A 22,487-nucleotide genomic window follows, 5' to 3' on the forward strand; every position below is an offset into this window, starting at 1 on the left:
TAGCGCGGGCAGACCCCGCGTGCCGGCTACGCCCTCTACCACTCGACGCGCCTCTGTCGCGAGCGCCGTCGCCGTCGCGCTCGGCTTGTTCGTCCTCGCGGCCGCCGCGCCGGCTGCGACCGCCGGCGACGCCCAGCCCGGCCCGAGGGACGGAGCAGCCGACCCGGCGGGCGTCGCGAGGTCCGGGGACGACCCGGAGAACCTGACGCTCGTGTCGGAACGGCCGCGGATCGTCGAGCTGTTCCCGAACCCGACGGCGGCCGAGAACCGCGGCGAGTACCTCGTCGTCAGGCTCCCCGAGCGGGGGAACTGGTCGCTCTCCGACGGTTACTACGAGGCGGCGATTCCGGCGAACGCGAGCGGCGTCGTCGCGCTGTCGATGGACCCCGCGAACGCGACGCCGCTGCTCGACGACGAGGCGGCGGGCGCAACCCACGGTCCAACGCAGCTCCGCGCGCTCGACGACTACTTCCCGCTCTCTGCGTCCGGCGACCGGATCGAGCTCCGCCGGAACGGAACGGCCGTCGCCGTCGTCGACTACGACCGCGCGCCGGAGGGGCACCGCTGGCGCGCGGAGTGGGGCGAGTGGCGGCCGCGCGGCTACGAGCCACGCCCGCCGAGGCGGACCGCGGACGCGGCCGTGACGCCCTTCGTCCTCCCCGACAGCCCCGGCGTCCCGGTCGAGCAGCTCCGGACCGCCGAGGACCGCCTGTTCGTCGCCGGCTACACGCTGACCTCCGAGCGAGTCGCGGACGCGCTCGTCGCGGCCGCCGACCGCGGGGTCCGCGTCCGCGTCCTGCTCGAAGGCTCGCCCGTGGGCGGGTTCTCCGCGCGGAGCGCGCGACTGCTCGACCGACTGACCGCCGCCGGCGTCGAGGTGCGGATCCTCGACGGCGAGGTCGAGCGGTTCCGCTTCCACCACCCGAAGTACGCGGTCGCGGACGACGACGCCGTCGTGCTCACGGAGAACTGGAAGCGGTCCGGCACGGGCGGACGGAGCAACCGCGGCTGGGGAGTGTTCGTCGAGGGCGGCGTCGATACCGGGGTCGGTGCCGAACGCGGCATCGACGCCGAAGGGGGCGCGAAGACGGCGCGCAACGGGACCGTCGCGGACGACTTGGCGGCCCTGTTCGTCGCCGACTTCCGGGCGCACGACGCCCGCCCGTGGCGCGAGTTCCGCGCCGACGCCGAGTTCCACGGGGGCGGGCGCGCGAACGGCTCGTACCCGACCCGGTTCGACGCCCCGGCGGAGCCGGCGGCCGCGAACGTGACCGTGCTGACCGCGCCCGGCAACGCGGCGGACCGGATCGTCGCGCGGATCGACGCCGCCGACGAGCGGGTCCTCGCGATCGTGCCGCGCGTCGGCGGCCCCGACGACCGGATCGTCCGCGCGCTCCGGCGCGCGGCCGACCGCGGCGTCGACGTTCACCTGTTGCTCTCGGACGCGTGGTACGACCGGGAGGCGAACCGCAACCTCTCTGAGGCCCTCGCGGACGAGCCGATCGCCGTCGACCTCGCCGCGCCGCGCGGTCGGTTCGGGAAGGTCCACGCGAAGGGGATCGTCGTCGACGACACGGCGGTCGTCGGGAGTCTCAACTGGAATCCCAGCGCGGAGACGAACAACCGCGAAGTGGTGATCGCGGTCGAAAACGAGTCCGTGGCGGACTTCTACGCCCGGGTGTACGCGGCCGACTGGCGGGGCGGCGGGGTCCACCTGCCGATCGGACTCCTCGCCGGGTTCGGCGTCGCGCTCGCGGGAGCCGGTGCCGTCGCTCGGCGGGAGATCGCGGTCGGGTGAAGCGGGACCGAGGGCGGAGTCGCCGCGGTTAGTCGTCGAGCGCGATGGTCGAGGAGAGCGCCTCGTCGATCTCGGCGTCCGCCATCTTCGCGACGAGCGCCTCGATCACCTCGCTCCGGCGTCCCTTCACGAACTTGATCGAGCCGACGACGAGGTGCCCGCCGCCGGAGACGCCGGCCTCGGGCAGCTCCTCGTTCAGCTCGGTCACCATGTTCGGGATGTCGAGCCGGACCCCGTCCGAGCGCAGGACGGAGAAGTCCGGCCCGTAGCCGATGGTGATGACCGGGTCGCCGGTCTCTTTCACCTTCGCGTCGTGGAGTTCGCCGGTCGTCTTCCCCGGCGCGGGGTAGGTGAACCGGTGAGCGTACTCGTCCAAGTCGATCCGGTAGAGGTGCGCCCCGGAGGCGAGCCGCTCGTGTTCGACGTGGTCGTCGACGGCGTCGAGCTGGCGCTCCACGTCGCGTTCGGCGCGCTCGGAGAGGAACTCTACGAGCTCCTCGTGGCGCTCCTCGTCGTCACAGCCGACGTTGAGGGCGTCGTTGACGAGGGTCTTCCCCTCGGAGTAGCGGAGCCAGTGGGCGGCGTAGTCGAGCGCCTCGCCGATGTCGAGGAGGTCGGACTCGTCGTAGCCCGCGTCCTCGGCGAGCGCGACGTAGTCGTCCATCGCCTCCGCCTTCGAGCGGTCGGAGAGCCCGGCGACCGCCGGCACGTGTTCGAGCTCCTCGGTGATCGACGGATCGATGAGACGGGCGAGCTCGACGCACATCATCCCCGTGGTGACCCGGTAGTCCTCGTCGTGGAGGTAGGGGTTGACGTGGGCGTCGAGCAGCGGCTCGACCGCCTCGGGGTCGGGGTGGTGGTGGTCGACGGCCGCGATGGGGATGTCGTAGTGCGCGAGGTTCTCGTAGGCGGGCACGTCCTCCTCGGTCGACCCGTTGTCGAGCATCAGCAGGAAGGGGAGCTTCTGGCCGTGACGGGCCCGGCCCTCCAGCGCGAAGTTCAGGTCGCGGGTGACGTCCTCCATCTCGTAGTACGGGGCCTTGCTCGGGAGCCGCTTGAACAGGTGTCGCGCCGCGTCGGGGTCCCCGTGGACCTCCTCGACGAAGTTCTCCAAGGCGAGCTGGACGGGGATCGCGGCGCACATCCCGTCGCCGTCGGCGTGGTGCCGGACGCGGATCGGACGGCCGGCGAGCACGGTCCGGCGGAGGAGCCGGGCGAGTTCGCGGAGGTCCTCGTGGATCGGTTCGAACGCCTCCCACTCGACGAGGGGGTCGACGTCGGTCGGTTCGGCGCGCTCGTCGAGGGCCGCCTCGTAGCGCTCGCGGGCCTCAGCGGCGCGCTCGTCCGGGAGCCGCGTCAGCGAGTCCACTTCGAGCTGGAGGGCGTTCTCGCGGGTCTCGACCGTGCCGGACACGTGGACCACGTCGCCGACCTCGACCTCGGGGTACGCCCGGACGCCCGCCGACTCGAAGGCGGCACAGGAGAGGACGCCGGAGGCGTCCGCGACGGCGAAGATCGTCGGGCCGCCGGTCTGTTTCGCCTGGACGACCTCGCCCTCGACGGTCACCTCGTCGCCCGGGGCGAGCCCGCGGACCCGCGAGACCGTCGGCTCGTGGGCGACGGTCTCGGTGCGGTAGTCGTCGGGGTCGACGTCGTCGAACGCCACGTCGCCGTTCTCCTTCACTTCGGTGAGCCGGACGACCAGTCGGTCGCCGACCGCGTAGTCGCCGTCGAGGTTCGACTCGTGGACGAGCCCGCTCACGGCGTCGGAGAGGTCGACGAAGACGCCGTAGTCGACGACGCCGTTGACCTCGGCGTGGTACAGCGCGTCGACTGCGGCGTCTTCGAGAGTACAGTCCGGGGCCAGATCGTAGACGGTCGGCCGGTCGTCGGCCGCCCCCTCCGCCGCGTCGGCGTCGGGTTCGAGGCTCGAATCGCCTCGCGTGCCGGAACCTCCGGCGGTGTTTTCGCTCATGGAGGTCTTTCGGGAACGGCCGGTGTTAAGCCTGTTCTCTCGCCGCTCGGAGGGATACGCCGCCTCCGAGTCCCGCGGTCCGGAACCCCTATGAGGCGACGGCGACTTGTCTCGCCCATGCGACTGTTCCGCTCGGACGAGCTCCTCGGGATCGCCCGAGAGACCCTAGATTTCGTCCTCGAGGCGAGCGAGGAGACGCACCCCAACGAGTACATGGGGTTCCTCCGCGCGGACGACGCCCGGAAGCTTGACCTCGACCGGGACGGGCAGGTGATAACCGACGTCCTCGTCATCCCCGGGACGGAGTCGAGTCCGACGAGCGCCAGCGTCCGCAGCCACATGAAGCCGAACGACATGCGCGCCGTCGGCTCGGTCCACTCGCACCCGAACGGCGCGCTGCGCCCGAGCGACGCCGACCTCGCCACGTTCGGACAGGGAGAGGTCCACATCATCGTCGGCGCTCCCTACGGATGGGGCGACTGGAAGGCGTTCGACAACGAGGGCCGACAGACCACCCTCGACGTGCTCGACGTGGAGGTGCCCGACGAGCACTTCTTCGATTTCACGCAGGAGGACATCGACCGCGAGCTCGCTGACCGCGACGACGGCGGCTTCCTCTCGTGGTTCCGATGACCCGGGTCGTCGCGCAGGGGACCTTCGACCTGCTCCACCCCGGCCACGTCCACTACCTCGAAGACGCCGCGGCCCGCGGCGACGAACTCCACGCCATCGTCGCCCGCCGCACCAACGTCACGCACAAGCCCGCGCCGGTGTTGTGCGCCCGTCAGCGCCGCGACATGGTCGCCGCGCTCGACGCGGTCGACGAGGCGCACCTCGGCGACCCCGAGGACGTGTTCGTTCCCATCGAGCGGCTCGACCCCGACGTGATCGTCTTGGGATTCGACCAGCACCACGACGAGAGCGACATCGCCGACGCGCTCGCGGAGCGCGGTATCGACTGCCGGGTCGAGCGCGCGTCGGGCCGCGAGCGGAAGTACGAGGAGGAACTGCTCTCCAGCGGCGACATCGTCGACCGGATCCTCCGGGAGCGGGGCGGCCGGTCGGACGCATCCTCATCGTAGTCCGCCGGCGGTCGGACGCAGCGCCCCCGCCCGAGACCCCGGCGTGGGACGGTCGGATCGGTTCGCTCGCCGGTAGGCGACGGAGGCGGCAGGGGCGATGGGGGCGGAAGCGCGGCATCTAAATGGACTGACTCCCAAATCGAGGTGAGTGAACATCCCCGACAGATTCCCCGCGGTGCTGGCCGCGGCCGCGATGGGCGTATACCTGCTCGTCGTCGTCGGCGCGACCACCTCTCTCACGGAGGCGGCGACCGCCTGCGGCGGCTGGCCCGCCTGCGGGAACGGTGCCGCCCTCCCGGCGTCGACCGCGGGCTGGATCGCCCTCGGCCACCGCGTCCTCGCGGTCGCCGTCGGCCTCCTCGTCGCCCTCTCCGCCGCGCTCGCGTGGTGGGACGGCGCGGACCGTCGGGTCAGAGCGGCGCTCCTCGCCGCGCTCGTCGTCTACCCCGCTCAGGCGGGGGTCGGCGCGCTCGTGGCGGTCGGCGACCTTCCGGGCCCGCTCGCCTCGGCGCACCTCCTCCTCGGCGTCGGCATCTTCGGTGCCGTCCTCGCCGCGCTCGCGTGGTGGTTGGAGAGCGAGACCGGCGATCCGGACGACGCCCCCGACGACTTCGAGCCGGGGACCGACGACCTCCCGCCGGTCGAGGACGCCCCCGAACCCGACCTCCCGACCGCGACGCTCCCGCGGCTGAAGGCGACCGCGGCGGCGTACTTCCGGCTGACGAAGCCGCGCCTGATGTGGCTGCTCTGTCTCGTCGCCGCGGCGGCGATGGCGCTCGCGGGCGGGTCCGGGTTCACGCCCGGCGTCGTGGCGGCGACGCTCGTCGGCGGTGCGCTCGCCGTCGGCGCGTCGGGGACGTTCAACCACGTCCTCGAACGCGACGTTGACAAGCGGATGCAGCGGACCAGCGACCGCCCGCTCGCGACCGACCTCGTGCCGGTCTCGCACGCCCTCGCGTTCGGCGGACTCCTCACGCTCGTCTCGCTCGGGCTGTTCTGGACGGTGAACCCGCTAACGGCGGTGCTCGGGCTGGTCGCGATCGCGTTCTACAGCGTCGTCTACACGCTCCTCCTGAAGCCCAACACGGTCCAGAACACGGTCATCGGCGGTGCGGCCGGGGCGCTCCCGGCGCTCATCGGCTGGGCCGCGGTCACCGGCGAGGTCGGCGGCGGCGGGCTGCTGCTCGCGGCGGTGATCTTCCTGTGGACGCCCGCACACTTCTACAACCTCGCGTTAGCGTACAAGGACGACTACGAGCGCGGCGGCTTCCCGATGATGCCCGTCGTCCGCGGCGAGACCACGACGCGCCGCCACATCCTCTGGTACCTCGGCGCGACGCTGGTCGCCGCGGTGGCGCTCGCGGCGGCCGCCGACCCGCTCGGCGCGCTGTACGCCGTCGTCGGGGTCGCCGTCGGGGCCGTCTTCCTCTGGACGGTCGTTCGGCTCCACTACGAGCAGACCGAAGGGGCGGCGTTCCGCGCGTTCCACGCCTCGAACGCCTACCTCGGCCTGCTGTTGTTCGCGGTCGTGCTCGACGCGCTGGTAGTCTGAGCCGTCGGCTCGTACTTTCACGTAGTCTCGGCGAGATCCCCGCTCTACAGTTTATCTTAAGTATGTCTTCATTGATACGCCCTATAGTCAAATGAATAATCGTTTCTCTGCCGGCGGGCGGCTACTGTGGCCGGTGTGGGGCCTCGGGACTTTCCTTGCGGTCTCTCTCGTTGCGGAAGGGGTACTCCTCGCGCTCGGGGCTGTCACCGCACCGGCCGGGTACTGGACCGGCACCGTCTCCTCCGTTGTCATCCTCGCAGGTATCGGATACGCAGTCTATCAGATTCCGACGTCGGGCCCGTCGGTCGACCGGTACTCTCGGATCGGCTATTGGTGTTCCGCGGGGGCAGTCGGGTTCCTTTTGATAAACTTCGGATTCATGGCGGCGATCCCGACGGCGACGACGTTTCAGGTCGTCGGCTGGACTCGATGGGCGATCGGTTTCGGTGGGGGGATCGGACTCGCGATCGGCGTCTTCGAGGCCCGGGCAATCGACCGGGAGGTCGCGGCGGAGCGTGCCCGCGTCCGCCGGGACGAACTCCAGCGTGAGCGCGACCGACTCGACGAGTTCGCGAGCGTCGTCTCACACGACCTCCGGAACCCGCTCAGCGTCGCCGCCGGGCGTCTGGACCTCGCGCGCCGAGAGCATCCCGACGACGAGCACCTCGAGGCGATCGAGAACGCGCTCGAACGGATGTCGGCGATCGTCGACGAGACCCTCGCGCTCGCCCGACAGGGAAAGACCGTCGACGAGACCGAAGACATCGACCTCGCGACCTGCGCCGAGGGCTGCTGGCAACGGGTCGACACGCGGGACGCGACGCTCGAAACGCCGGGGACGGCGACGATCCGGGCCGACCCCGACCGCCTCTCGCACGTCTTCGAGAACCTCTTTCGGAACAGCGTGGAACACGGCGGCGAAGGCGTGACCGTCAGCGTCGGGACGCTTGACGGCCGCGACGGACTCTACGTGGAGGACGACGGGTCTGGAATCCCGGCCGACGACCGCGACAGCGTCTTCGACCCCGGGTACACGTCCGCCGCCGGCGGAACCGGCTTCGGCCTCGCGATCGTCGACCGGATCGTCGCGGCCCACGGCTGGGAGATACGGGTCACGGAGGGGGCGGCCGGCGGGGCGCGGTTCGAGATCGACGGAGTCGAGCGGTCGACGTAGGGAGCGGTCCGCCGATCCGGATCCCAATTTAAGTTCGCTCGGAGCCAAGCGAGGTATATGACACGCGTCGAAATCGAGTACTGCGTCCCGTGTGGCATGTTGAACCGCGCTCAGGATGTCTCCGAGGCGATCCTCAAGCAGTTCGGGGAGTCGATCGACGAGGTCGCGCTGGTGACGGGCGACGCCGGCGTGTTCGTCGTCCGCGCCGCCGACGAGGTCGTCTTCGACAAGGAGGAGGACGAGTACGACGTGGACGCCATCGTCCGGGCGGTCAAGCCGTACGTCGGCGCAGCGGCGTAGTACGCAGTCGTTCTTTTATAATCAGTATCGCACGGACCGACGAGGGACTCCGCCGAAGCCCCAGCCGCTCGGCTATACGCTGCTGATCCCGTTGTGAGTGTGACCGCCGAAGCCCCAGCCGCGAGGACTCGATGCGCTCGCTGCGCGCCTCACTCGGTCACTTCGTTCCCTCGCTGCGGTGCTTACATCGCGCGTCTTCGTCCCCGCGGCAGTGAGGCGCTACGCGCCTCGGGCAGCCGGCGGCTTCGCCGCCGGCGACTGCCCCTTCGAGTCCCGCCCAGCACCGCAACCGCAGCCTCACGCCTCCCCAGCCTCGCCGCTCACGCCCTTCGGGCGTTCGCGGCGTCCCTCGCGCGGCGCTCCTCGCGGCCGCCTTCGGCGGCACGCTCGCAGGCGCGCGCCACCGTCCATTTTTAAACTGCTTCACCCCCCACCGCCCCGTCTCAGTCGCCCTTATAAACGGCTCTCGCGGAGTTCGTCACCACGAGGAGGCTGCTCGACGCCATCGCGAGCGCCGCAAGCAGCGGGTTGAGCGCGCCGGACAGGGCCAGCGGGATCGCGACCGCGTTGTAGCAGAACGCCCAGCCGAGATTCTGTTTCAGCCGCCGGTTCGTCCCGCGCGTGACCGCGAACAGCTCCGGGACCGCGGAGAGCCGGTCCTCCAGCAGCACCGCGTCGGCGGCGTCGGCCGCCAGGTCGGTGCCGGAGGCGATCGAGACCCCGAGATCGGCCGCGGCGAGCGCTGGGGCGTCGTTGCTCCCGTCCCCCACCATCGCGACCGGGCCGTCCGCCCCGAGCCGCCGGACCGTCTCGGCTTTCGCCTCCGGCGGCACCTCGGCGAACACCTCGTCGATCGCGGGGTGGTCGGCGAACTGCCGCGCGGCAGCGGGGGCGTCGCCGGTGAGGACGACCACCCGCCGGCCGTCCGCGTCGAGGTCGGCGACGACCGACTCCCAGCCCTCGCGCACCTCGTCACCCACGGTGAGGACCCCGCGAACCCGCCCGTTCCAGCCGACGTAGACAGGGACGTTCCCGCGGTCGCGGGCGGCCGCGCCGGCCTCGCGGAGCCGATCGCCGACCGGCCAGCCGCGCTCCCCGAACAGCGACTGGTGGCCGACGACGACCTCGTCGCCGTCGACCCGTCCGACGACCCCGCGGTCGAGGACGTCGACGTCGGCCGCGGTGGGACCGTCGGGTGACTCGGTCGACTCCGCGGTCGCGGCCCCGCCGTCGGCCGCCGCTCGGTCTCCGGTGCGGTCTCGGTCGCCTCCCGCCACTCCCGAAACGATCGCCTCGGCGACCGGGTGGACCGAGGCGCGCTCGACGGCGGCCGCGCGCTCTCGGACGCGGTCGACGGACGTTCCCGCCTCGGCGGTCGCGTCGAGCAGCCGCATCTCGCCGTCGGTGAGCGTCCCGGTCTTGTCGAGGACGACGGTGTCCACGTCGGCGGCCGCCTCGAAGACGGCGTCGGAGACGACGACGATCCCCCGCCGCGCGGCGTCGCGGATCCCGGCGGCGACCGCGAGCGGGGTCGCGAGTCCGAGCGCGCACGGACACGAGACGATGAGCACCGTCAGCCCGACGAGCGCGGCGTCGACCGGCGGCGAGCCGAGCGCGAGGGTGGCGGCCGCGCCGACGACCGCGACCGCAAGCACCAGCGGGACGAACACCGTCGCCAGTTTGTCGACGAGCCGCTGGACGCCCGACCGAGAGCTCTGGATCTCCCACAGCAGGCGCACGAGGGTGTCGAGCGTACTCGTCGCGTCCTCGCCAACTTGGACGACGACCGGTGCGTCGGTGACGACGGTGCCGCCGCGGACCGCGTCCCCCTCGCGCTTCGTCGCCGGCAGCGACTCGCCGGTGACGAGCGCCTCGTCGACCGCAGCGGTCCCCTCGACGACGATACCGTCGAACGGCACGCGCTCGCCGGGGCGCACGAGGAGTCGGTCGTCGGGGTCGACGGCGTCGGCGGCGACGCTCTCGCCCGCCTCCGTCCGCACGGTTCGCTCCTCGGCCGTTGTCAGGTCGGAGAGCAGTCCGGTCGCCCGGCGTTTGATGACCGACTCGTAGTGGTTGCCGGCGGTGACGACCAGTATCACGGCGATGGTCACATCGAAGTAGAGGTCGGTCCGGCCGACGAGGAGCGCGAGCGTGCTGTAGGCGTAGGAACTCCCCGCCGCGAGCGACACCAGCAGGTCCATGTTCGGCCGTCGCGCCCGCAGGCTGACGTACGCCCCGCGGAGGATCGGGTAGCCGGTGTAAAACAGGACGATGGAGGTGAACACCCAGATCTGCGCGAAGAGGTAGGTCCCGGTGACCCCTCCCAGATCGAGGATCGGGTCGTAGCCGAAGTAGGTGGGATACAGGAAGAGGACGTACCACAGCATCGCCATCATCCCGAAGAAGCCGCCGCCGATCAGGAACCGCACGACAGCCACGTCGTCGGAGTCCGGCTCCGGGTCGGCGCGGTCGCTCGCGGTGTAGCCGGCGACGGAGAGCCGGTCGGGGAGGTCCTCGGCGCTCACGGCGTCGGGGTCGTAATCGACCCGGATCGTGTCGGTCGCGTAACTCGCCTCCGCGGCCGCGACCCCCTCCTGTTCGCCCGCGGTCATCTCGAGGAACGACTCGCAGGTCGCGCAGTGCATCCCGTCGACGTGGAGGAACGTCGTCTCGCCGTCGAACTCGTCGTCGGGCGTCGCGTCCGGTCGTCGCTCCTCTACCTCGTCGAGGTCGTCCACGTCGTCGAGCGAGCGCGCGACGGCGAGACACCCCTGACAGCAGAACTCGCCGTCGACGTCGGGGGCGACGTGCGGGTCGTCCCCGACCGGGAGATCACAGAGCGTACAGTGTGACATGTGTGGTTGCGTCCGGTGCCGCACGGGACGGTTCGCGGACCGAGTCTGGCGGTTCCTCGTCGCGTCCGGGTCGATTACGCCCGGTCCGGCTCCGTGTCGTCGCCGCTGATCCCCGGCACGCTGCCGCCGGTCGCGATCCGGAGGCTCACCCAGATGAGCAACACGTTCACAAGCGAGACCGCCACGAAGACCTCGGACCGGTCCGCGATGAACACCACCGCGGGGATGAGCCCGCCGAGGATTAGGAGGACGGCCTGTTGGATCGAGAAGTCCATACCGAAACTATCGGCTCCCCGAAAATATATAATACCCGTGTTTTCACGCTTCGAGAACGAATACACGTTATATAGTCTATTACCGATAAGCGCGGTCCATGGGTCAAAACGAGACCGCACACGCTCCCACAGACGACGTGAGCGGTGACACCGAGGAGTTCGATCCGATTGGAACTCTCACGCTCATCGGAATATACTTCGCGATACTGGTTCTTTCGTGGGTGTACATCTACTACATCGAGTTCCTCGGCCGAGACCTCATCGTTGTGGGGTGATCAGACATGCACATTCACGCGTACGAGAAACTCTGGCTCGCGCTCTCGATCGCTTTGATACTCGCCCTCATCGGCACCGTGACGTACGGCGCGGTCGGTCCCGGCATCGCGATGGTGAGCGACACCGAGCCGACGATCGATCCCGGCGCGCTCGACGAGGACGAACGGTTCTCGGAACCGCGCGTCGAACAGATCGGCGAGAACGAGTACGCGGCGTACGTCGTCGCCCGGCAGTACGGCTTCCAGCCGGACCCGATCGTTGTCCCGGAGAACAGCACCGTGACGTTCTACGTCACGTCCGCGGACGTGACACACGGGTTCGAGGTCGCCGGCACGAACGCGAACACGATGGTCATCCCCGGCGAGGTGTCCGAGATCACCGTCGAGACGGACGACCCGGCCGAGTACGGGATCGTCTGTAACGAGTACTGCGGTGCCGGTCACCACGTCATGGAGGGGAAAGTGAACGTCGTCAGTCAGGCGCAGTACGAAGAGCGGACCAGCGGGGGTGACGGCGAATGAGCGAGGCGATCGAGGCGGACCGGACCTTCGCCGACAAGTTCCCCGAGGAAGCGCGGATCGTCCGCGCCGCCCTACTCAGCGCCTTCCTCGCGTTAGTGATCGGCGCGGCCCTCGGAATCGTCCAGACGCTCCACCGGACCGACGTGGCGCGGATCATCCCGTCGAGCGACTACTACACCGTTCTGACCGCACACGGGGTGTTCCTCGCGATCAGCTTCACGACGTTCTTCCTCGTCGGCCTGTTCACTTGGGCGGTCGTGCGGAGCCTCGATCGACCGCTCGTCAACACGAAGGTCACGTGGACATGGTACGCCATCATGGCGGTCGGGATGACGATGACCGGCGTGTCGATCCTCGCCGGCTTCGTCGACTCGATCGACATGAGCGCGGACGTGCTGTTCACGTTCTACGCCCCGCTTCAGGCCCACCCGATGTTCTACGCGGGCCTCGCCGTGTTCATCGTCGGCTCGTGGATCGCCGGAGCCGACTTCTTCCGGGCGTGGCTCGCGTGGAAGCGCGACCACCCCGACGAGCGGATCCCGCTCCAGACGTTCATGGTGTTGACGACGATGGCGATGTGGTACATCGCCTCCTCGGCCGTGGCGGCCTCCGTGCTGATCTTCCTGCTCCCGTGGTCGCTCGGCCTGATCGATCAGGTGAACCCGACGCTGACCCGGACGCTCTTCTGGTTCTTCGGCCACCCGGTGGTGTACTTCTGGCTGATGCCGGCGTACCTGCTGTGGTACACCGTGCTGCCGAAGATCGCCGGGGGACGCCTGTTCAGCGACCCGCTCGCGCGCGTCGTGTTCGTCCTATTCTTGCTCCTCTCGACCCCGGTCGGGATCCACCACCAGTACCTGGACCCGGGGATCGCGGAAGGGTTCAAGTTCATCTCGATGACGAACACGATGTTCCTGCTGTTGCCGAGCCTGCTCACCGCGTTCACGGTGGTCGCGAGCGTCGAGTACGGCGCGCGGCGGCGCGGCGGGAGCGGCCTGCTCGGCTGGCTCACCGACCTCCCGTGGCGGAATCCGGCGTTCACCGGGATGATGCTCGCGGGACTGATGTTCGCCGCCGGCGGCTTCTCCGGTATGGTCAACGCCGGGATGAACATCAACTACATGATCCACAACACGATCTGGGTCCCGGGCCACTTCCACCTCACCGTCGGGACCGCGGTCGCGCTCACGTTCATGGCCGCCACCTACTGGATCTGGCCGCAGATCTCGAACAAGCCGATCTACAGCCGCACGATCGGACTGGTACAGGTCGTCGTCTGGTTCGTCGGCATGGCGCTGATGTCGAACGCGATGCACGCGCAGGGGATCATGGGCGTGCCGCGCCGGACCGCCGAACCCGAGTACGCCGGGTTCGAGTACGCGTCGATGTTCGGCGGGTTCGAGGAGCTGAACGTCCAGATCGCGATCGGCGGGACGCTGCTTTTCGTCTCGACGATCCTGTTCATCGGAAACCTCCTCCTCACGATGGGGAACCCGAAGGTCGCCGGCCTCGGCGAGACGCTGCCGCCGGCCCTGTCCGGGCCCGACGACGCGCCGCGCGTGCTCGATAACCTCCGGCTCTGGGTGAGCATCGCGCTCGTCTTGGTCGTGCTCGCGTACGCGCTCCCGCTGGCGGCGATCATCAACCGCGGCGGGCTGCTCGGTCCCGGCGTCGGCACGTACCCGGTGTGGGTCGCGCCCGTGTTCGACGCGCTCGCGGACGCCGCCGCGCCGCTGCTCGGCGCGGTCGGCGACGCGTCGGCGTCGCTCGTCGAGGTGGTCCGATGAGCGTCGACGTGAGCCGCGGCGGGCTGCTCGTGACGCTCGCGATATTCGGCGTGATCGTCTACGAGATGCGGACCGTGCTGGACTTCGTCGGCGTCGAACTGCCGATCATCCCCTACATGGCCGCCGTCTTCGTCCTCGCCGGCGCGGTGGTCTGGTACGTCTCGCTGATGGGCGGGTGGCGGACCGAGCCAGAGGGGGACGACCCGGCGTAGCGGTCTCGGTCCCTTTCTCCGCGTTAGCGTCCCGACCGCGACAGTTATGTTTGCGTAACGCAAGACAATCGTATGGACGGGACACGCGTCACGGTTCAGTGTCGCGACTGTTCGCTCGCGACGACCCACGACAGGCTCCGCGACGCCCGCGTCGCCGTGAACGACCACGAGTCGACGACCGGTCACGAGGTCGAGTGGACCATCGAATCGCTCGATTCGGGCGTCTCGCAGGCCGGTGCCGACGCCGGTGTCTGCGGCCGTCCCGAGTGTGCGAACGGGGACTCCCCGCTCGTCCGTCCGACGCCGCCGGAGCCGGACTCGTAGCGTTCGCCGGCGTCGGAATCTCCGTTGTCGCGGTCCCGTCGGCGCTGTCCTCGAAACTCTCACGGAGCCCGCGATCGGCTCGGGGCATATATATCACCATATAGAATTCTACTATAGTGGGATTGTAGTACAATATTATTCTCGTAGCGGTCGAACGGTCGACTGTAACTCATGTCCGACATCGACATCGAACCCACCGACACGGTCGACGCCCGCGGGGCGGCCTGTCCCGGCCCGCTGATGGACCTCATCGGTCGCGTCCGGTCCGCGAACTCCGGCGACGTGATCGCGTTGTTGAGCGACAACGATCAGTCGCTGACCGACGTCTCGGAGTGGGTCGGCGAGACCGACAACGAACTGCTCGCGGTCGACGAGTCGGGCGACGATTACGACTTCTACGTGGAGGTCGCGTGAGATGAGCCACAGCATCGCCGTCCTCGGAGGTGGCACGGGCGGGACGGTGCTCGCGAACGACCTCGCGGAGCGGCTCGCCCCGGAGATCGACGCCGGTGACGTCGAGGTCACGCTGATCAACGACGATCCGGACCACGTGTACAAGCCGGTGTGGCTGTACGTCGCGTTCGGCCAGCGAGAGCCCGCAGACGGGCGTCGACCGCTCTCCGACCTAGTCGACGACCGGGTCGACCTCGTGATCGATCGGGTGACCGAGATCGACACCGACGACAAGGCGCTCGCGCTCCGCGACGGCACCGGCTCCCTCGCGTACGACCACCTCGTCGTCGCGACCGGTTCGACGCTCGCGGCCGACGAGGTCCCGGGACTCTCGGAGGGAAGCCACGACTACTACTCCGAGTCGGGCGCGCTGGACCTGCGGGACGAACTGCTCTCGATGACCGAGGGGCACCTCGTCCTCAGCGTCGTCGGGACGCCGCACATGTGTCCCGCCGCGCCGCTGGAGTTCGCGTTCATGGCGGACGACTGGTTCCGCGAGCGCGGGCTCCGCGACGACGTCGACGTCACGTACACGTATCCGATCAACCGGGTCCACGGCAACCCCCACATCGGCGAGTGGGCCGAGCCGATCATGGCGGAGCGCGACATCGACACGGAGACGTTCTTCAACGCCGAGTCGATCGACCCCGACGCGAAGACTATCACCTCCATGGAGGGGACGGAACTCGACTACGACCTCCTCGCCGCGATTCCGCCGCACCGCGGCGTCGACGTGGTCGACGAGGCGGGGCTGGGCGACCGCGGCTGGGTCGACGTCGACAAGCACACGCTGGAGGCCGAACGAGCCGACGACGTGTACGCCCTCGGCGACGCCGCGGTGACCGGCGTGCCGAAGGCCGGCAGTGTCGCCCACTATCAGGCGGGCGTCGTGGCGGAGCGGCTCGCGAGCGAGGTCCGCGGGCGGCCCGCGACCGCGACGTACGACGGGAAGACGCTCTGTTTCATCGAGACGGGGATGGACGCCGCCTCGTTCGTCGAGTTCGACTACGAGCGGCCGCCGTCGCCCGCGACGCCCTCGGAGAAGCTCCACTGGTCGAAGCTGGCGTACAACGAGTCCTACTGGCTCACCGCACGGGGGTTGCTCTGAGATGGCGGGCGAAGGGAGCCCCGACGACGGGACCGACGCCGGGACCGGAGGCGACACCGGTTCCGACGCGGAGGCGGGAGGCGACGAGGAGGCGCTCGATCCCGCCGACCTCGACCGCGACGAGCTGGCTGCCGTGGTCGCGGAGAACCCCGAGGCGGTCGCGGGATTCGTCGACCGACTCGACGCGGTCAACGAACTGCTCGACGTGGTCGCGCTCGGTGAGGGCGCGCTCACCGACGAGATGGCCGTCGAACTCGCCGGCACCGCGTCGACGCTCGCGGAGTCGGCCGACGGGTTAGCGACAGACGAGACGGCGCGGCTCGCGGCGACAGTCGGCGAGAACGGCGACGACCTCCGGGAGGCGATCGAGACGCTGATCGAGCTTCAGCGGAGCGGCACGCTCGACGAGCTGGCCGAACTCGGCGGCGTCGGCTCGCTCGCGACGGCCGCGCTCGACGACGAGATGGTCCGCTCGCTCGCGGCCACCGGATCCTCGCTCGGCGAGGTCGCGGACGCGGCCGCGGACGGCGACGCCCGCGACGGGCTCGCGACGCTGCTTCAGGGCGTCGGCGCGGCCCAGCGGAGCGAGCCGCAGCCGGTCGGCGCCGTGGGGCTCGCCCGTGGCGTCCGCGACCCCGAAGTCAAGTACGGGGTCGGCTACCTGCTCGCGGTCGCGAAGGCCATCGGCCGCGAGCGCGGTCAGGCCGCCGAGGAGTGAGCGGTCCGTGGACGCCGGCTCACGGTCGGCTCGCGGTCCGATTCCGAACTCCCGGCCGACGCGAGCGTTTATCCGTGTTGGGGGACAATAATGTGTGTGGACACCAATACTACGTCGGAGAGCGCGGACGGTTCCGAGGCCCTAGGTGTCGAGACGGCGTCGGAGCCGGCGCGACCGGTCTCGCTGGCCGACGAAGACGCCCTCGACGCCCTCGTTGACGAGGCCGACGTGGCGCTCGTGGAGTTTTACACCGACGGCTGCGGTATCTGCGCCAGCATGGAACCGGTGCTGGGTAACGTCGCCCGCGGCGTCGACGCGGACGTGTCGGTCGGGCTGATCAATCCCCGCGACGATCCGCCGCTCGTCGAGCGGTTCGACGTGCGGAGCGTCCCGCTTTTCGTGCTCTTCGTCGACGGCGAACCGGTCGCGCGGCGCGCCGAGGGGTTCGTCCCGGGCGACGAGCTGGCGGCGTGGGTCGACGAGCACGCGGCGGAGACCGGCGGCCGGAGCGGGTGAACCGTCGCCAGTTACGGTCGGCGTTCAAACCGACGGAACCCTTTTGAGCCGGAGCGGCCTACTCGGAGGCAGTATGGGACTGGGCTCGGACATGTACCGGCAGCAGATCCTCGACCACTACAAGAACCCGCGCAACTACGGGGAACTCGAGGATCCGGACTTCACGCACGTCGGCGAGAACCCCTCCTGTGGCGATACGATCCGGATGGACGTCCAGCTCGACGACGCCGGAGAGGCAGTCGAGGCGGTGCGGTTCACCGGCGACGGCTGCGCCATCTCCATGGCCTCCGCGAGCATGCTCTCCGAGCGGCTCCACGGGATGGGCGTCGACGAACTCGACGCGCTCGACACCGACGACGTCACCGAGATGCTCGGCGTCGATATCTCGCCGATGCGCGTGAAGTGCGCGGTGTTAGGCCGACAGGTCGCACAGGACGGCGCGAAGATCCACCGCGGCGAACTCGACCCCGACGATCCGGACGACCGCACGGTCACCGAGGAGTAGCCGGCCACCGAGGAGTAGCCGGTCGCGGCCAGCGCGCGTCGGCGACTCCTCGTCCCGACCCCACCGGACTTTTGCCCGCGAACCACGTTCGTCCGCCCATGAGCGACGGCTTCGACAAGGAGGCGGAACGCGAGAAGCTCCGTGAGAAGTTCGCGGACGACGAACAGAAGCGCGAGCACACCCAGCGGATGTCGGAGCTCCTCTTGAAAGGCGCGACGATGACGAACCGTCACTGCGACAACTGCGGCGACCCGATATTCCGCCACGACGGCCGCGAGTTCTGTCCGACCTGCGGGAACGAGGCCGGTGGGGCCCCCGGCGCGGACGCGGGTGAGACCCCGGCCGACGCCGCCACCGAGTCCCCCGCCGGCGCGAACGCGGCCCCGGAAGGCGGCGTCGACGCGGCCGACGCCGGTGCTGTCAGCGACGCCGCAACTCCCGCCGACGCGGCGGAGCCGGCGCGCTCCAATTCCGGCGTTGAGGCGGTCAGTTCCGGCGTCGGGGCGGTCGATTCCGGCGCGTCAGGGAGCGGCGAATCGCCGCCTTCACCCCCGGCCGCTGCGCCATCTCGCTCCTCCGAGCCCGAACGCTCCGGATCTCGACGCCCCGAGTCCAGTCGGTCCGCGTCCCCGGGATCGGCCGACGACGCGGGAGGTATCGACGCCGCTCGCGCGTCGCTGACGCGCACGCTGACTCGGTTCGCTCGCGCCGCCGAGGAGACCGACGACCCGCGGCGCGCCCGCGACCACCTCGAAGCGGCCCGCGAGGCGGCCGAGGCGCTCGCGGCGTTAGACTGAGGCTAGTTATAAGCGAACGGACGCGGGTAATACGTGAGCGTTCGCGGGTCCAGCCGATCGCTGCTACGTAGTCGTTTCTGACACATCGACCGAGACCGCCGAAGCCCCAGCCGCGAGGACGCCGCACGCTCGCTGCGGTCCTCACTCGGTCGCTCCGCTCCCTCGTTGTGGTCCTTGCGTCGCCTGCGGCGTCCTCGCGGCTGCCCCTTCGAGTCCCGCCCCGCAAAGCACCGCCCCGCACCTCACACCACCCCAGCCTCGTCGACCGGTCTCCGCGTTGCTCCGACCGGTCGACTCCCTCGCGCGGCGCTCCTCGCGGTCGCCGGGGGCGACCGCTCGGAGGCACGCGCCACCGCAGTTCAGTCATAAACAGTGTCGTTATCGGCCGCTCTCGACGGCGACTCGCATGTCTGTCGCCAGCCGCTCGGCGCGGTCGGCGTCGGCGGACTCGGCGTAAATCCGGATCTTCGGTTCGGTTCCCGAGGGGCGGACGAGCACCCACGCGTCGCCGTAGTCGAGGCGGTAGCCGTCGGTCGTGTTCGGCTCCGCGTCGGCGGTCTCGACGTACGCCCGCGCGGCCGAGAGCATCTCGTCGCGCTCGTCGTCGTCCTCGTACTCGACGTTCGCCCGCACGAAGTGGTAGTCGGCGTACGGCGCGACGACCTCGCTGACGGGCGCGCCGTCCGCGGCCGCGAGCAGTTCGAGGAACCGGGCACCGATGTACGCCCCGTCCCGCGAGAGCCGGTACGGCGGGAAGAACACGCCCCCGTTTCCCTCCCCCGCAATCGGGACGTTCGTCCCCTCTCCGTGGAGGTCTCGGGTCCGGGTGATGATGTTCGTCGCGCCGATGGGGGTCAGTTCGAGGTCGGCGTCGTTGTCGGCGCAGACGTCGACGAGGCGCTGGGAGACGTTGACCGCGCTGACGACCGCGTCGCCGGGTTCGAGACAGGCGTCCGCCATCGCCGCGAAGGAGGTGTCGCCGTCGACGAACTCGCCGGTCTCGTCGACGAAGACGGCCCGGTCCGCGTCGCCGTCGTGGGCGATCCCCACGTCGGCGTCGGAGGTCGCGACGAGCCGCCGGAGGTCGGCGAGGTTCTCTGAGACCGGCTCGGAGTCGCGGCCGGGGAAGTGCCCGTCCGGGGTCGCGTTCACGGTCAGCACCTCGCAGCCGAGCCGGCGGTAAATCCGCGGGGAGGCCACCGAGGCCGCGCCGTGCCCCGGATCGACCGCGACGGTGAGGTCGGCGTCGGCGATCGCGTCGCGGTCGACCGCGTCGATCAGCTGGTCGACGTAGTCGTCGACGACCCCCTCTATCGGCGTCGTCGCCCCGGCGTCTCGCCAGTCGGCCCGGTCGTACTCGTCGTCGAGGACGCGACGCTCGATCCGCTCTAACACGTCGACCGAGAGTTCGACGCCGTCGTCGCCGACGAGCTTGATCCCGTTGAACTCCGGCGGGTTGTGCGAGGCGGTGACGAGGACCGCTGGGACCCCGGCCGACTCGCAGTAGTTACCGACCGCCGGCGTGGGGACGACGCCGAGCCGGTCGACGTCGCAGCCGACCGCGGCGAGCCCGCTCGCGGCCGCGTTCGCGAACAGCTCGCCGGTGGTCCGCGTGTCGCGCGCGACGGCGACGCGGTCGGCGTCCCACACCGTCCCGGCCGCCTTCGCGATGTCGAGGACCAGCGCGGGCGTGAGATACCGCAGGGCCACCCCGCGGATGCCGCTGGATCCGAACAGCTCCATGCCGAGCAATCCGGCGGCCGACGGGAAAGCGGTTCCGAACCGCCCCGGCCGAGGGGTCCCCGACGCGCTCGGCGCGCCGACCGTCTGCGCCGACGCGTGCGGTTCATGCCGCTGGCGTTCCTCGATCCGGTATGGACCACACCCGACGCGACGCGCTCGCCGGGAGCGCGCTCGCGCTCTCTGTCGCGGCGGCCGGCTGTCTCGACTTCGCGGCGGGCGAGGGCCCGCAGGGACCCGAGGGAACGCCGGCGACGCTGACCTGCGAGAACGAGAACTTCGTCCGGCTCGATCAGCCCTTCGAGGGCGACGTCGAGGAGACGGTCGTCGAGGCCGGCGAGACGACGTTCGAACTGTCCTCGGAGGGGAACTCCGAGACATACGGCCAGTCGCTCCGCCTCGTGTTACGGAACACCGGCGACGGCCCCGCGACCGCGCTCGGCCGACACGCCTACTCGATCCAGCGGGAGACCGAGACGGGTTGGATCGAGATCCGGGGATCGACGACCGGAGAGACGGTCGAACTCCCCCGGTCCGAGGAGACGCTCGATTCGAGCGGCGTGTACAACTGGTCGATCGACCTTGACGAGCAGGCCATCGCCTCGGCGGTGCCCGATGTCGAACTGACGGTCTGCCCGGAACTCGGCCCCGGAACCTACCGGTTCGTCTACTGGGGACTGGTCGATGGCCCCCCGATCGGCGTGGAGTTCGAACTGGTCGGCTGACGTCGGGCTCGCACCTCGTCGAGCCGCCGTCCGCGCGCTCCGCCGGGTCAGATCAGAACGGCTGCCAGTCGGAGGGCTGCCCGACGCGGTCGCGGACGCGGAACTCCCGCGCGTCGTCGTCAACCCGGGTCTCGACGACGGTATCGAACGGCTCGTGGAGGGTGTGGACCACCTGCTCGTCGTGGGCGGTCGAGCCGAGGACGCCGACGAACGGCCATCCCTCGCCGGAGGTCTGGGAGGTCATTACTCGGGTGAACTGGTAGATCCGCTCGGGGTCCCAGTACATGAGCAGCTGCGACAGCGAGTAGATCCCGACCGCGCGTTCGCGGCCGGCGGAGGACTCGACGACGTCCGTGAACTTGATCCCGATGTCGGTGAGGTTGCCGGCGCTCGCGACGTACTTCGTCGTCGGCGTGTCCTCCCGTTTGTCGCCCTGCTCGTGGGTGACACAGTCGATGACGACCACGTCGTCGCCGGCTTTCCCCGTGAGTTCCTCGTAGTCGCCGCGGACCTTCTCCGCGGTCCGCCCCGTCGAGATCACGACCGGACCGTCGGACCAGGCCGCAAGCAGCCGGTTGAACAGGTCGTACTTCCCGCTCATCGGAGGACCGCTGATGAGGACGCTGTCGGCACCGCGGACAGCGTCGGGAAGCACAGTCATTTGGTGAACGTGAGAGAGTGTTGGGTAAAACCCTTCCGAGGGATCACTTTCGGAGCATGGAAGGGAGGTCGAGCGAGGACGGCGGCCCCTCCCGCGGCCGCTCGGTGAGTGTCAGTTCGCGTATCGCGCCGGGCAGCGCCGCGGGAACCGGCGACTCGCGCGGCGCTCCGAGACCGTCGACGAGGGAGTCCCACACCGCCTCGTCGTCGGGGTCGTCCCGCTCCGCTTTCGCCTCCAGCGCCTTCGTTCGCCCCTCGTCGTACGCCAGCTCCACGATGATCCGGTCGTAGCTCCCCGGGAACGCCTCTAACACCCGATCCAGCTCGTCGGGGCGGGGGCTGTCGACCCCGGCCGCGACGCCCAACGCGAAGGCGCGCTCTATCGCCTCCTCCCGCGAGAGGTCGTCCCACTCCGTGCCGAACGTGCGGTCGTACATCAGTGGGTCACCGTCGCCGCCGAGCCGATCCGGAGCCCGCCGTCCGTGAACTCCACGTCCTGGATGTCCGTGTCGATATCGGTCCCACGCATCTTCAGCACCTGAACGCCCCGGCGCATCCCCTCGTCCTCGAGGTAGTTGTGCATGAAGACGACGCCGTGCGCGAGGTAGTGTTCCTCCGAGTAGGCGCTCGGATCGGTCATCTCGGAGATGAGAAGGGTCGTGGCGTCGGTCCGCTTTAGCGAGGAGAGCAGCTGGATCATCGTGTCCTCGTCGTCGTCTAAGAGGAACCGCAACAGCATGGTGGAGTCGAAGACGACCCGGTCGATGTCGCGGGAGTTGATGAACCCGGTGAGGCGGTTGGTGACGCCGGACCGGTCGCGGCGGTCGCCGGGCAGCCCGAAGAAGCGCCGGCCGTCCGACGAGAAGGAGTCGAGGAACGTGACGCGGTCGGAGTCGAGCGCGCGGTCGAACCCGAAGTCGTAGCCGCTCATGTCCTCGCGGATCCCCGATTTGGTCTCGTGCATGCTGATGTACAGCACGTCCTCGCCGTTTCGAGCGCCCTGAGCCGCGAACTGCGCACAGAAGGTCGTTTTGCCGCTCCCGGGCGGACCGCTCACAACGTACAGACGGTCCTCGGGGAACCCCCCGTCGACGAGGTCGTCGAACCCCGGGACGCCGCTTGAGACGCGCATAC

25 protein-coding genes are annotated in these 22,487 nt (G+C 69.9%); 18 read left to right on the forward strand and 7 right to left on the reverse strand.

Annotated features, from left to right (window positions below; translation table 11 throughout):
* The first annotated feature begins 19 nt into the window (after window positions 1-19).
* On the forward strand, window positions 20-1,798 hold the full coding sequence (locus QOL69_RS00495) for a phospholipase D-like domain-containing protein (protein WP_283401614.1): 1,779 nt from the start codon (window positions 20-22) through the stop codon (window positions 1,796-1,798).
* Window positions 1,799-1,826: 28 nt separating this feature from the next.
* Here QOL69_RS00495 and QOL69_RS00500 read toward each other — a convergent pair whose 3' ends face one another.
* On the reverse strand, window positions 1,827-3,773 hold the full coding sequence (locus QOL69_RS00500) for a Hef-associated nuclease (protein ID WP_283401615.1): 1,947 nt from the start codon (window positions 3,771-3,773) through the stop codon (window positions 1,827-1,829).
* 117 nt (window positions 3,774-3,890) lie between these two features.
* On the opposite strand from QOL69_RS00500, the gene QOL69_RS00505 reads away from it, so the two are divergent.
* The 5 genes from QOL69_RS00505 to QOL69_RS00525 all read left to right on the forward strand — a co-directional run bounded on the left by QOL69_RS00505 (window position 3,891) and on the right by QOL69_RS00525 (window position 7,881).
* Window positions 3,891-4,406: a Mov34/MPN/PAD-1 family protein gene (locus tag QOL69_RS00505; protein WP_048078129.1), complete on the forward strand. Its 516-nt coding sequence runs from the start codon at window positions 3,891-3,893 to the stop codon at window positions 4,404-4,406.
* Window positions 4,403-4,855, forward strand: a complete 453-nt coding sequence (locus tag QOL69_RS00510; RefSeq protein WP_283401616.1) for an FAD synthase family protein — start codon at window positions 4,403-4,405, stop codon at window positions 4,853-4,855. Before QOL69_RS00505 ends, QOL69_RS00510 begins: the two co-directional genes overlap by 4 nt.
* 148 nt (window positions 4,856-5,003) lie before the next feature.
* Window positions 5,004-6,407 (forward strand): heme o synthase, encoded by a 1,404-nt coding sequence (locus tag QOL69_RS00515; protein ID WP_283401617.1) that lies wholly within the window; start codon window positions 5,004-5,006, stop codon window positions 6,405-6,407.
* A gap of 91 nt (window positions 6,408-6,498) precedes the next feature.
* The gene (locus tag QOL69_RS00520; RefSeq protein ID WP_283401618.1) at window positions 6,499-7,581 is read left to right on the forward strand and encodes a sensor histidine kinase; all 1,083 of its coding nucleotides are present in this window, start codon (window positions 6,499-6,501) and stop codon (window positions 7,579-7,581) included.
* Window positions 7,582-7,638: 57 nt separating this feature from the next.
* Window positions 7,639-7,881 (forward strand): Rdx family protein, encoded by a 243-nt coding sequence (locus QOL69_RS00525; RefSeq protein ID WP_048078132.1) that lies wholly within the window; start codon window positions 7,639-7,641, stop codon window positions 7,879-7,881.
* A gap of 443 nt (window positions 7,882-8,324) precedes the next feature.
* On the opposite strand, the gene QOL69_RS00530 is transcribed toward QOL69_RS00525, so the two are convergent.
* The gene (locus tag QOL69_RS00530) at window positions 8,325-10,736 is read right to left on the reverse strand and encodes a heavy metal translocating P-type ATPase (RefSeq protein WP_283401619.1); all 2,412 of its coding nucleotides are present in this window, start codon (window positions 10,734-10,736) and stop codon (window positions 8,325-8,327) included.
* A gap of 74 nt (window positions 10,737-10,810) precedes the next feature.
* A complete protein-coding gene (locus QOL69_RS00535; protein ID WP_048078134.1) occupies window positions 10,811-11,011 on the reverse strand; it encodes a DUF8131 family protein in 201 nt (66 codons plus the stop codon).
* A gap of 98 nt (window positions 11,012-11,109) precedes the next feature.
* Between QOL69_RS00535 and QOL69_RS00540 the strand changes: the two genes are divergently transcribed.
* The 11 genes from QOL69_RS00540 (at window position 11,110) to QOL69_RS00590 (ending at window position 18,228) form a co-directional block, all read left to right on the forward strand.
* The gene (locus QOL69_RS00540) at window positions 11,110-11,286 is read left to right on the forward strand and encodes a hypothetical protein (protein WP_195155808.1); all 177 of its coding nucleotides are present in this window, start codon (window positions 11,110-11,112) and stop codon (window positions 11,284-11,286) included.
* A 6-nt stretch (window positions 11,287-11,292) separates the two neighbouring features.
* Window positions 11,293-11,808 carry a cytochrome c oxidase subunit II gene (locus QOL69_RS00545; protein WP_048078135.1) on the forward strand — a complete coding sequence of 172 codons (516 nt, stop codon included), beginning with the start codon at window positions 11,293-11,295 and terminating at the stop codon, window positions 11,806-11,808.
* Window positions 11,805-13,595, forward strand: coding sequence for a b(o/a)3-type cytochrome-c oxidase subunit 1 (locus tag QOL69_RS00550; protein ID WP_283401620.1), 1,791 nt, complete (start codon window positions 11,805-11,807; stop codon window positions 13,593-13,595). The genes QOL69_RS00545 and QOL69_RS00550 overlap by 4 nt, the downstream gene beginning before the upstream one ends.
* Window positions 13,592-13,807, forward strand: a complete 216-nt coding sequence (locus QOL69_RS00555) for a CbaC protein (protein WP_283401621.1) — start codon at window positions 13,592-13,594, stop codon at window positions 13,805-13,807. The genes QOL69_RS00550 and QOL69_RS00555 overlap by 4 nt, the downstream gene beginning before the upstream one ends.
* Window positions 13,808-13,879: 72 nt before the next feature.
* On the forward strand, window positions 13,880-14,131 hold the full coding sequence (locus QOL69_RS00560; protein ID WP_048078137.1) for a DUF7542 family protein: 252 nt from the start codon (window positions 13,880-13,882) through the stop codon (window positions 14,129-14,131).
* Window positions 14,132-14,302: 171 nt separating this feature from the next.
* The gene (locus QOL69_RS00565) at window positions 14,303-14,545 is read left to right on the forward strand and encodes a sulfurtransferase TusA family protein (protein ID WP_048078138.1); all 243 of its coding nucleotides are present in this window, start codon (window positions 14,303-14,305) and stop codon (window positions 14,543-14,545) included.
* Window position 14,546: 1 nt separating this feature from the next.
* Window positions 14,547-15,692, forward strand: a complete 1,146-nt coding sequence (locus tag QOL69_RS00570) for an NAD(P)/FAD-dependent oxidoreductase (RefSeq protein ID WP_283401622.1) — start codon at window positions 14,547-14,549, stop codon at window positions 15,690-15,692.
* A gap of 1 nt (window position 15,693) precedes the next feature.
* Complete coding sequence (locus QOL69_RS00575) at window positions 15,694-16,410, forward strand: helical membrane plugin domain-containing protein (protein WP_283401623.1); 717 nt, start codon at window positions 15,694-15,696, stop codon at window positions 16,408-16,410.
* A 96-nt stretch (window positions 16,411-16,506) separates the two neighbouring features.
* A complete protein-coding gene (locus QOL69_RS00580) occupies window positions 16,507-16,926 on the forward strand; it encodes a thioredoxin family protein (RefSeq protein WP_283401624.1) in 420 nt (139 codons plus the stop codon).
* Window positions 16,927-16,999: 73 nt separating this feature from the next.
* On the forward strand, window positions 17,000-17,431 hold the full coding sequence (locus tag QOL69_RS00585; RefSeq protein ID WP_283401625.1) for an iron-sulfur cluster assembly scaffold protein: 432 nt from the start codon (window positions 17,000-17,002) through the stop codon (window positions 17,429-17,431).
* 98 nt (window positions 17,432-17,529) lie between these two features.
* Window positions 17,530-18,228 (forward strand): Sjogren's syndrome/scleroderma autoantigen 1 family protein, encoded by a 699-nt coding sequence (locus QOL69_RS00590; protein WP_283401626.1) that lies wholly within the window; start codon window positions 17,530-17,532, stop codon window positions 18,226-18,228.
* A gap of 378 nt (window positions 18,229-18,606) precedes the next feature.
* On the opposite strand, the gene glmM is transcribed toward QOL69_RS00590, so the two are convergent.
* Window positions 18,607-19,971, reverse strand: coding sequence for a phosphoglucosamine mutase (gene glmM / locus QOL69_RS00595; RefSeq protein ID WP_283401627.1), 1,365 nt, complete (start codon window positions 19,969-19,971; stop codon window positions 18,607-18,609).
* Window positions 19,972-20,102: 131 nt separating this feature from the next.
* On the opposite strand from glmM, the gene QOL69_RS00600 reads away from it, so the two are divergent.
* Window positions 20,103-20,693, forward strand: coding sequence for a hypothetical protein (locus QOL69_RS00600; RefSeq protein WP_283401628.1), 591 nt, complete (start codon window positions 20,103-20,105; stop codon window positions 20,691-20,693).
* A gap of 52 nt (window positions 20,694-20,745) precedes the next feature.
* Here the strand turns inward: QOL69_RS00600 and QOL69_RS00605 are convergent, their stop codons facing one another.
* The 3 genes from QOL69_RS00605 to QOL69_RS00615 are packed head-to-tail and all read right to left on the reverse strand — an operon-like array spanning window position 20,746 to window position 22,485.
* Window positions 20,746-21,354, reverse strand: a complete 609-nt coding sequence (locus QOL69_RS00605) for a DUF7504 family protein (RefSeq protein WP_283401629.1) — start codon at window positions 21,352-21,354, stop codon at window positions 20,746-20,748.
* Between the two features lie 43 nt (window positions 21,355-21,397).
* Entirely contained in the window at window positions 21,398-21,790 is a 393-nt protein-coding gene (locus QOL69_RS00610) for a DUF8057 family protein (protein ID WP_283401630.1), read from the reverse strand.
* A complete protein-coding gene (locus tag QOL69_RS00615; protein ID WP_283401631.1) occupies window positions 21,790-22,485 on the reverse strand; it encodes an RAD55 family ATPase in 696 nt (231 codons plus the stop codon). The genes QOL69_RS00610 and QOL69_RS00615 overlap by 1 nt, the downstream gene beginning before the upstream one ends.
* Window positions 22,486-22,487: the final 2 nt, after the last annotated feature.

Source organism: Halorubrum sp. DM2 (assembly GCF_901686465.1).
Lineage (GTDB): Archaea > Halobacteriota > Halobacteria > Halobacteriales > Haloferacaceae > Halorubrum.

What these genes read in the sequence shown, in the direction of transcription:
- QOL69_RS00560 (WP_048078137.1), top strand. Translation starts at nt 13,880, where the DNA reads ATGGACGGGACACGCGTCACGGTTCAGTGTCGCGACTGTTCGCTCGCG.
- QOL69_RS00590 (WP_283401626.1), top strand. Translation starts at nt 17,530, where the DNA reads ATGAGCGACGGCTTCGACAAGGAGGCGGAACGCGAGAAGCTCCGTGAG.
- QOL69_RS00530 (WP_283401619.1), bottom strand. Translation starts at nt 10,736, where the DNA reads ATGTCACACTGTACGCTCTGTGATCTCCCGGTCGGGGACGACCCGCAC.
- QOL69_RS00505 (WP_048078129.1), top strand. Translation starts at nt 3,891, where the DNA reads ATGCGACTGTTCCGCTCGGACGAGCTCCTCGGGATCGCCCGAGAGACC.
- QOL69_RS00565 (WP_048078138.1), top strand. Translation starts at nt 14,303, where the DNA reads ATGTCCGACATCGACATCGAACCCACCGACACGGTCGACGCCCGCGGG.
- QOL69_RS00535 (WP_048078134.1), bottom strand. Translation starts at nt 11,011, where the DNA reads ATGGACTTCTCGATCCAACAGGCCGTCCTCCTAATCCTCGGCGGGCTC.
- QOL69_RS00605 (WP_283401629.1), bottom strand. Translation starts at nt 21,354, where the DNA reads ATGACTGTGCTTCCCGACGCTGTCCGCGGTGCCGACAGCGTCCTCATC.
- QOL69_RS00585 (WP_283401625.1), top strand. Translation starts at nt 17,000, where the DNA reads ATGGGACTGGGCTCGGACATGTACCGGCAGCAGATCCTCGACCACTAC.
- QOL69_RS00510 (WP_283401616.1), top strand. Translation starts at nt 4,403, where the DNA reads ATGACCCGGGTCGTCGCGCAGGGGACCTTCGACCTGCTCCACCCCGGC.
- QOL69_RS00540 (WP_195155808.1), top strand. Translation starts at nt 11,110, where the DNA reads ATGGGTCAAAACGAGACCGCACACGCTCCCACAGACGACGTGAGCGGT.
- QOL69_RS00550 (WP_283401620.1), top strand. Translation starts at nt 11,805, where the DNA reads ATGAGCGAGGCGATCGAGGCGGACCGGACCTTCGCCGACAAGTTCCCC.
- QOL69_RS00610 (WP_283401630.1), bottom strand. Translation starts at nt 21,790, where the DNA reads ATGTACGACCGCACGTTCGGCACGGAGTGGGACGACCTCTCGCGGGAG.
- QOL69_RS00500 (WP_283401615.1), bottom strand. Translation starts at nt 3,773, where the DNA reads ATGAGCGAAAACACCGCCGGAGGTTCCGGCACGCGAGGCGATTCGAGC.
- QOL69_RS00570 (WP_283401622.1), top strand. Translation starts at nt 14,547, where the DNA reads ATGAGCCACAGCATCGCCGTCCTCGGAGGTGGCACGGGCGGGACGGTG.
- QOL69_RS00575 (WP_283401623.1), top strand. Translation starts at nt 15,694, where the DNA reads ATGGCGGGCGAAGGGAGCCCCGACGACGGGACCGACGCCGGGACCGGA.
- QOL69_RS00600 (WP_283401628.1), top strand. Translation starts at nt 20,103, where the DNA reads ATGGACCACACCCGACGCGACGCGCTCGCCGGGAGCGCGCTCGCGCTC.
- QOL69_RS00520 (WP_283401618.1), top strand. Translation starts at nt 6,499, where the DNA reads ATGAATAATCGTTTCTCTGCCGGCGGGCGGCTACTGTGGCCGGTGTGG.
- QOL69_RS00525 (WP_048078132.1), top strand. Translation starts at nt 7,639, where the DNA reads ATGACACGCGTCGAAATCGAGTACTGCGTCCCGTGTGGCATGTTGAAC.
- glmM (WP_283401627.1), bottom strand. Translation starts at nt 19,971, where the DNA reads ATGGAGCTGTTCGGATCCAGCGGCATCCGCGGGGTGGCCCTGCGGTAT.
- QOL69_RS00615 (WP_283401631.1), bottom strand. Translation starts at nt 22,485, where the DNA reads ATGCGCGTCTCAAGCGGCGTCCCGGGGTTCGACGACCTCGTCGACGGG.
- QOL69_RS00555 (WP_283401621.1), top strand. Translation starts at nt 13,592, where the DNA reads ATGAGCGTCGACGTGAGCCGCGGCGGGCTGCTCGTGACGCTCGCGATA.
- QOL69_RS00545 (WP_048078135.1), top strand. Translation starts at nt 11,293, where the DNA reads ATGCACATTCACGCGTACGAGAAACTCTGGCTCGCGCTCTCGATCGCT.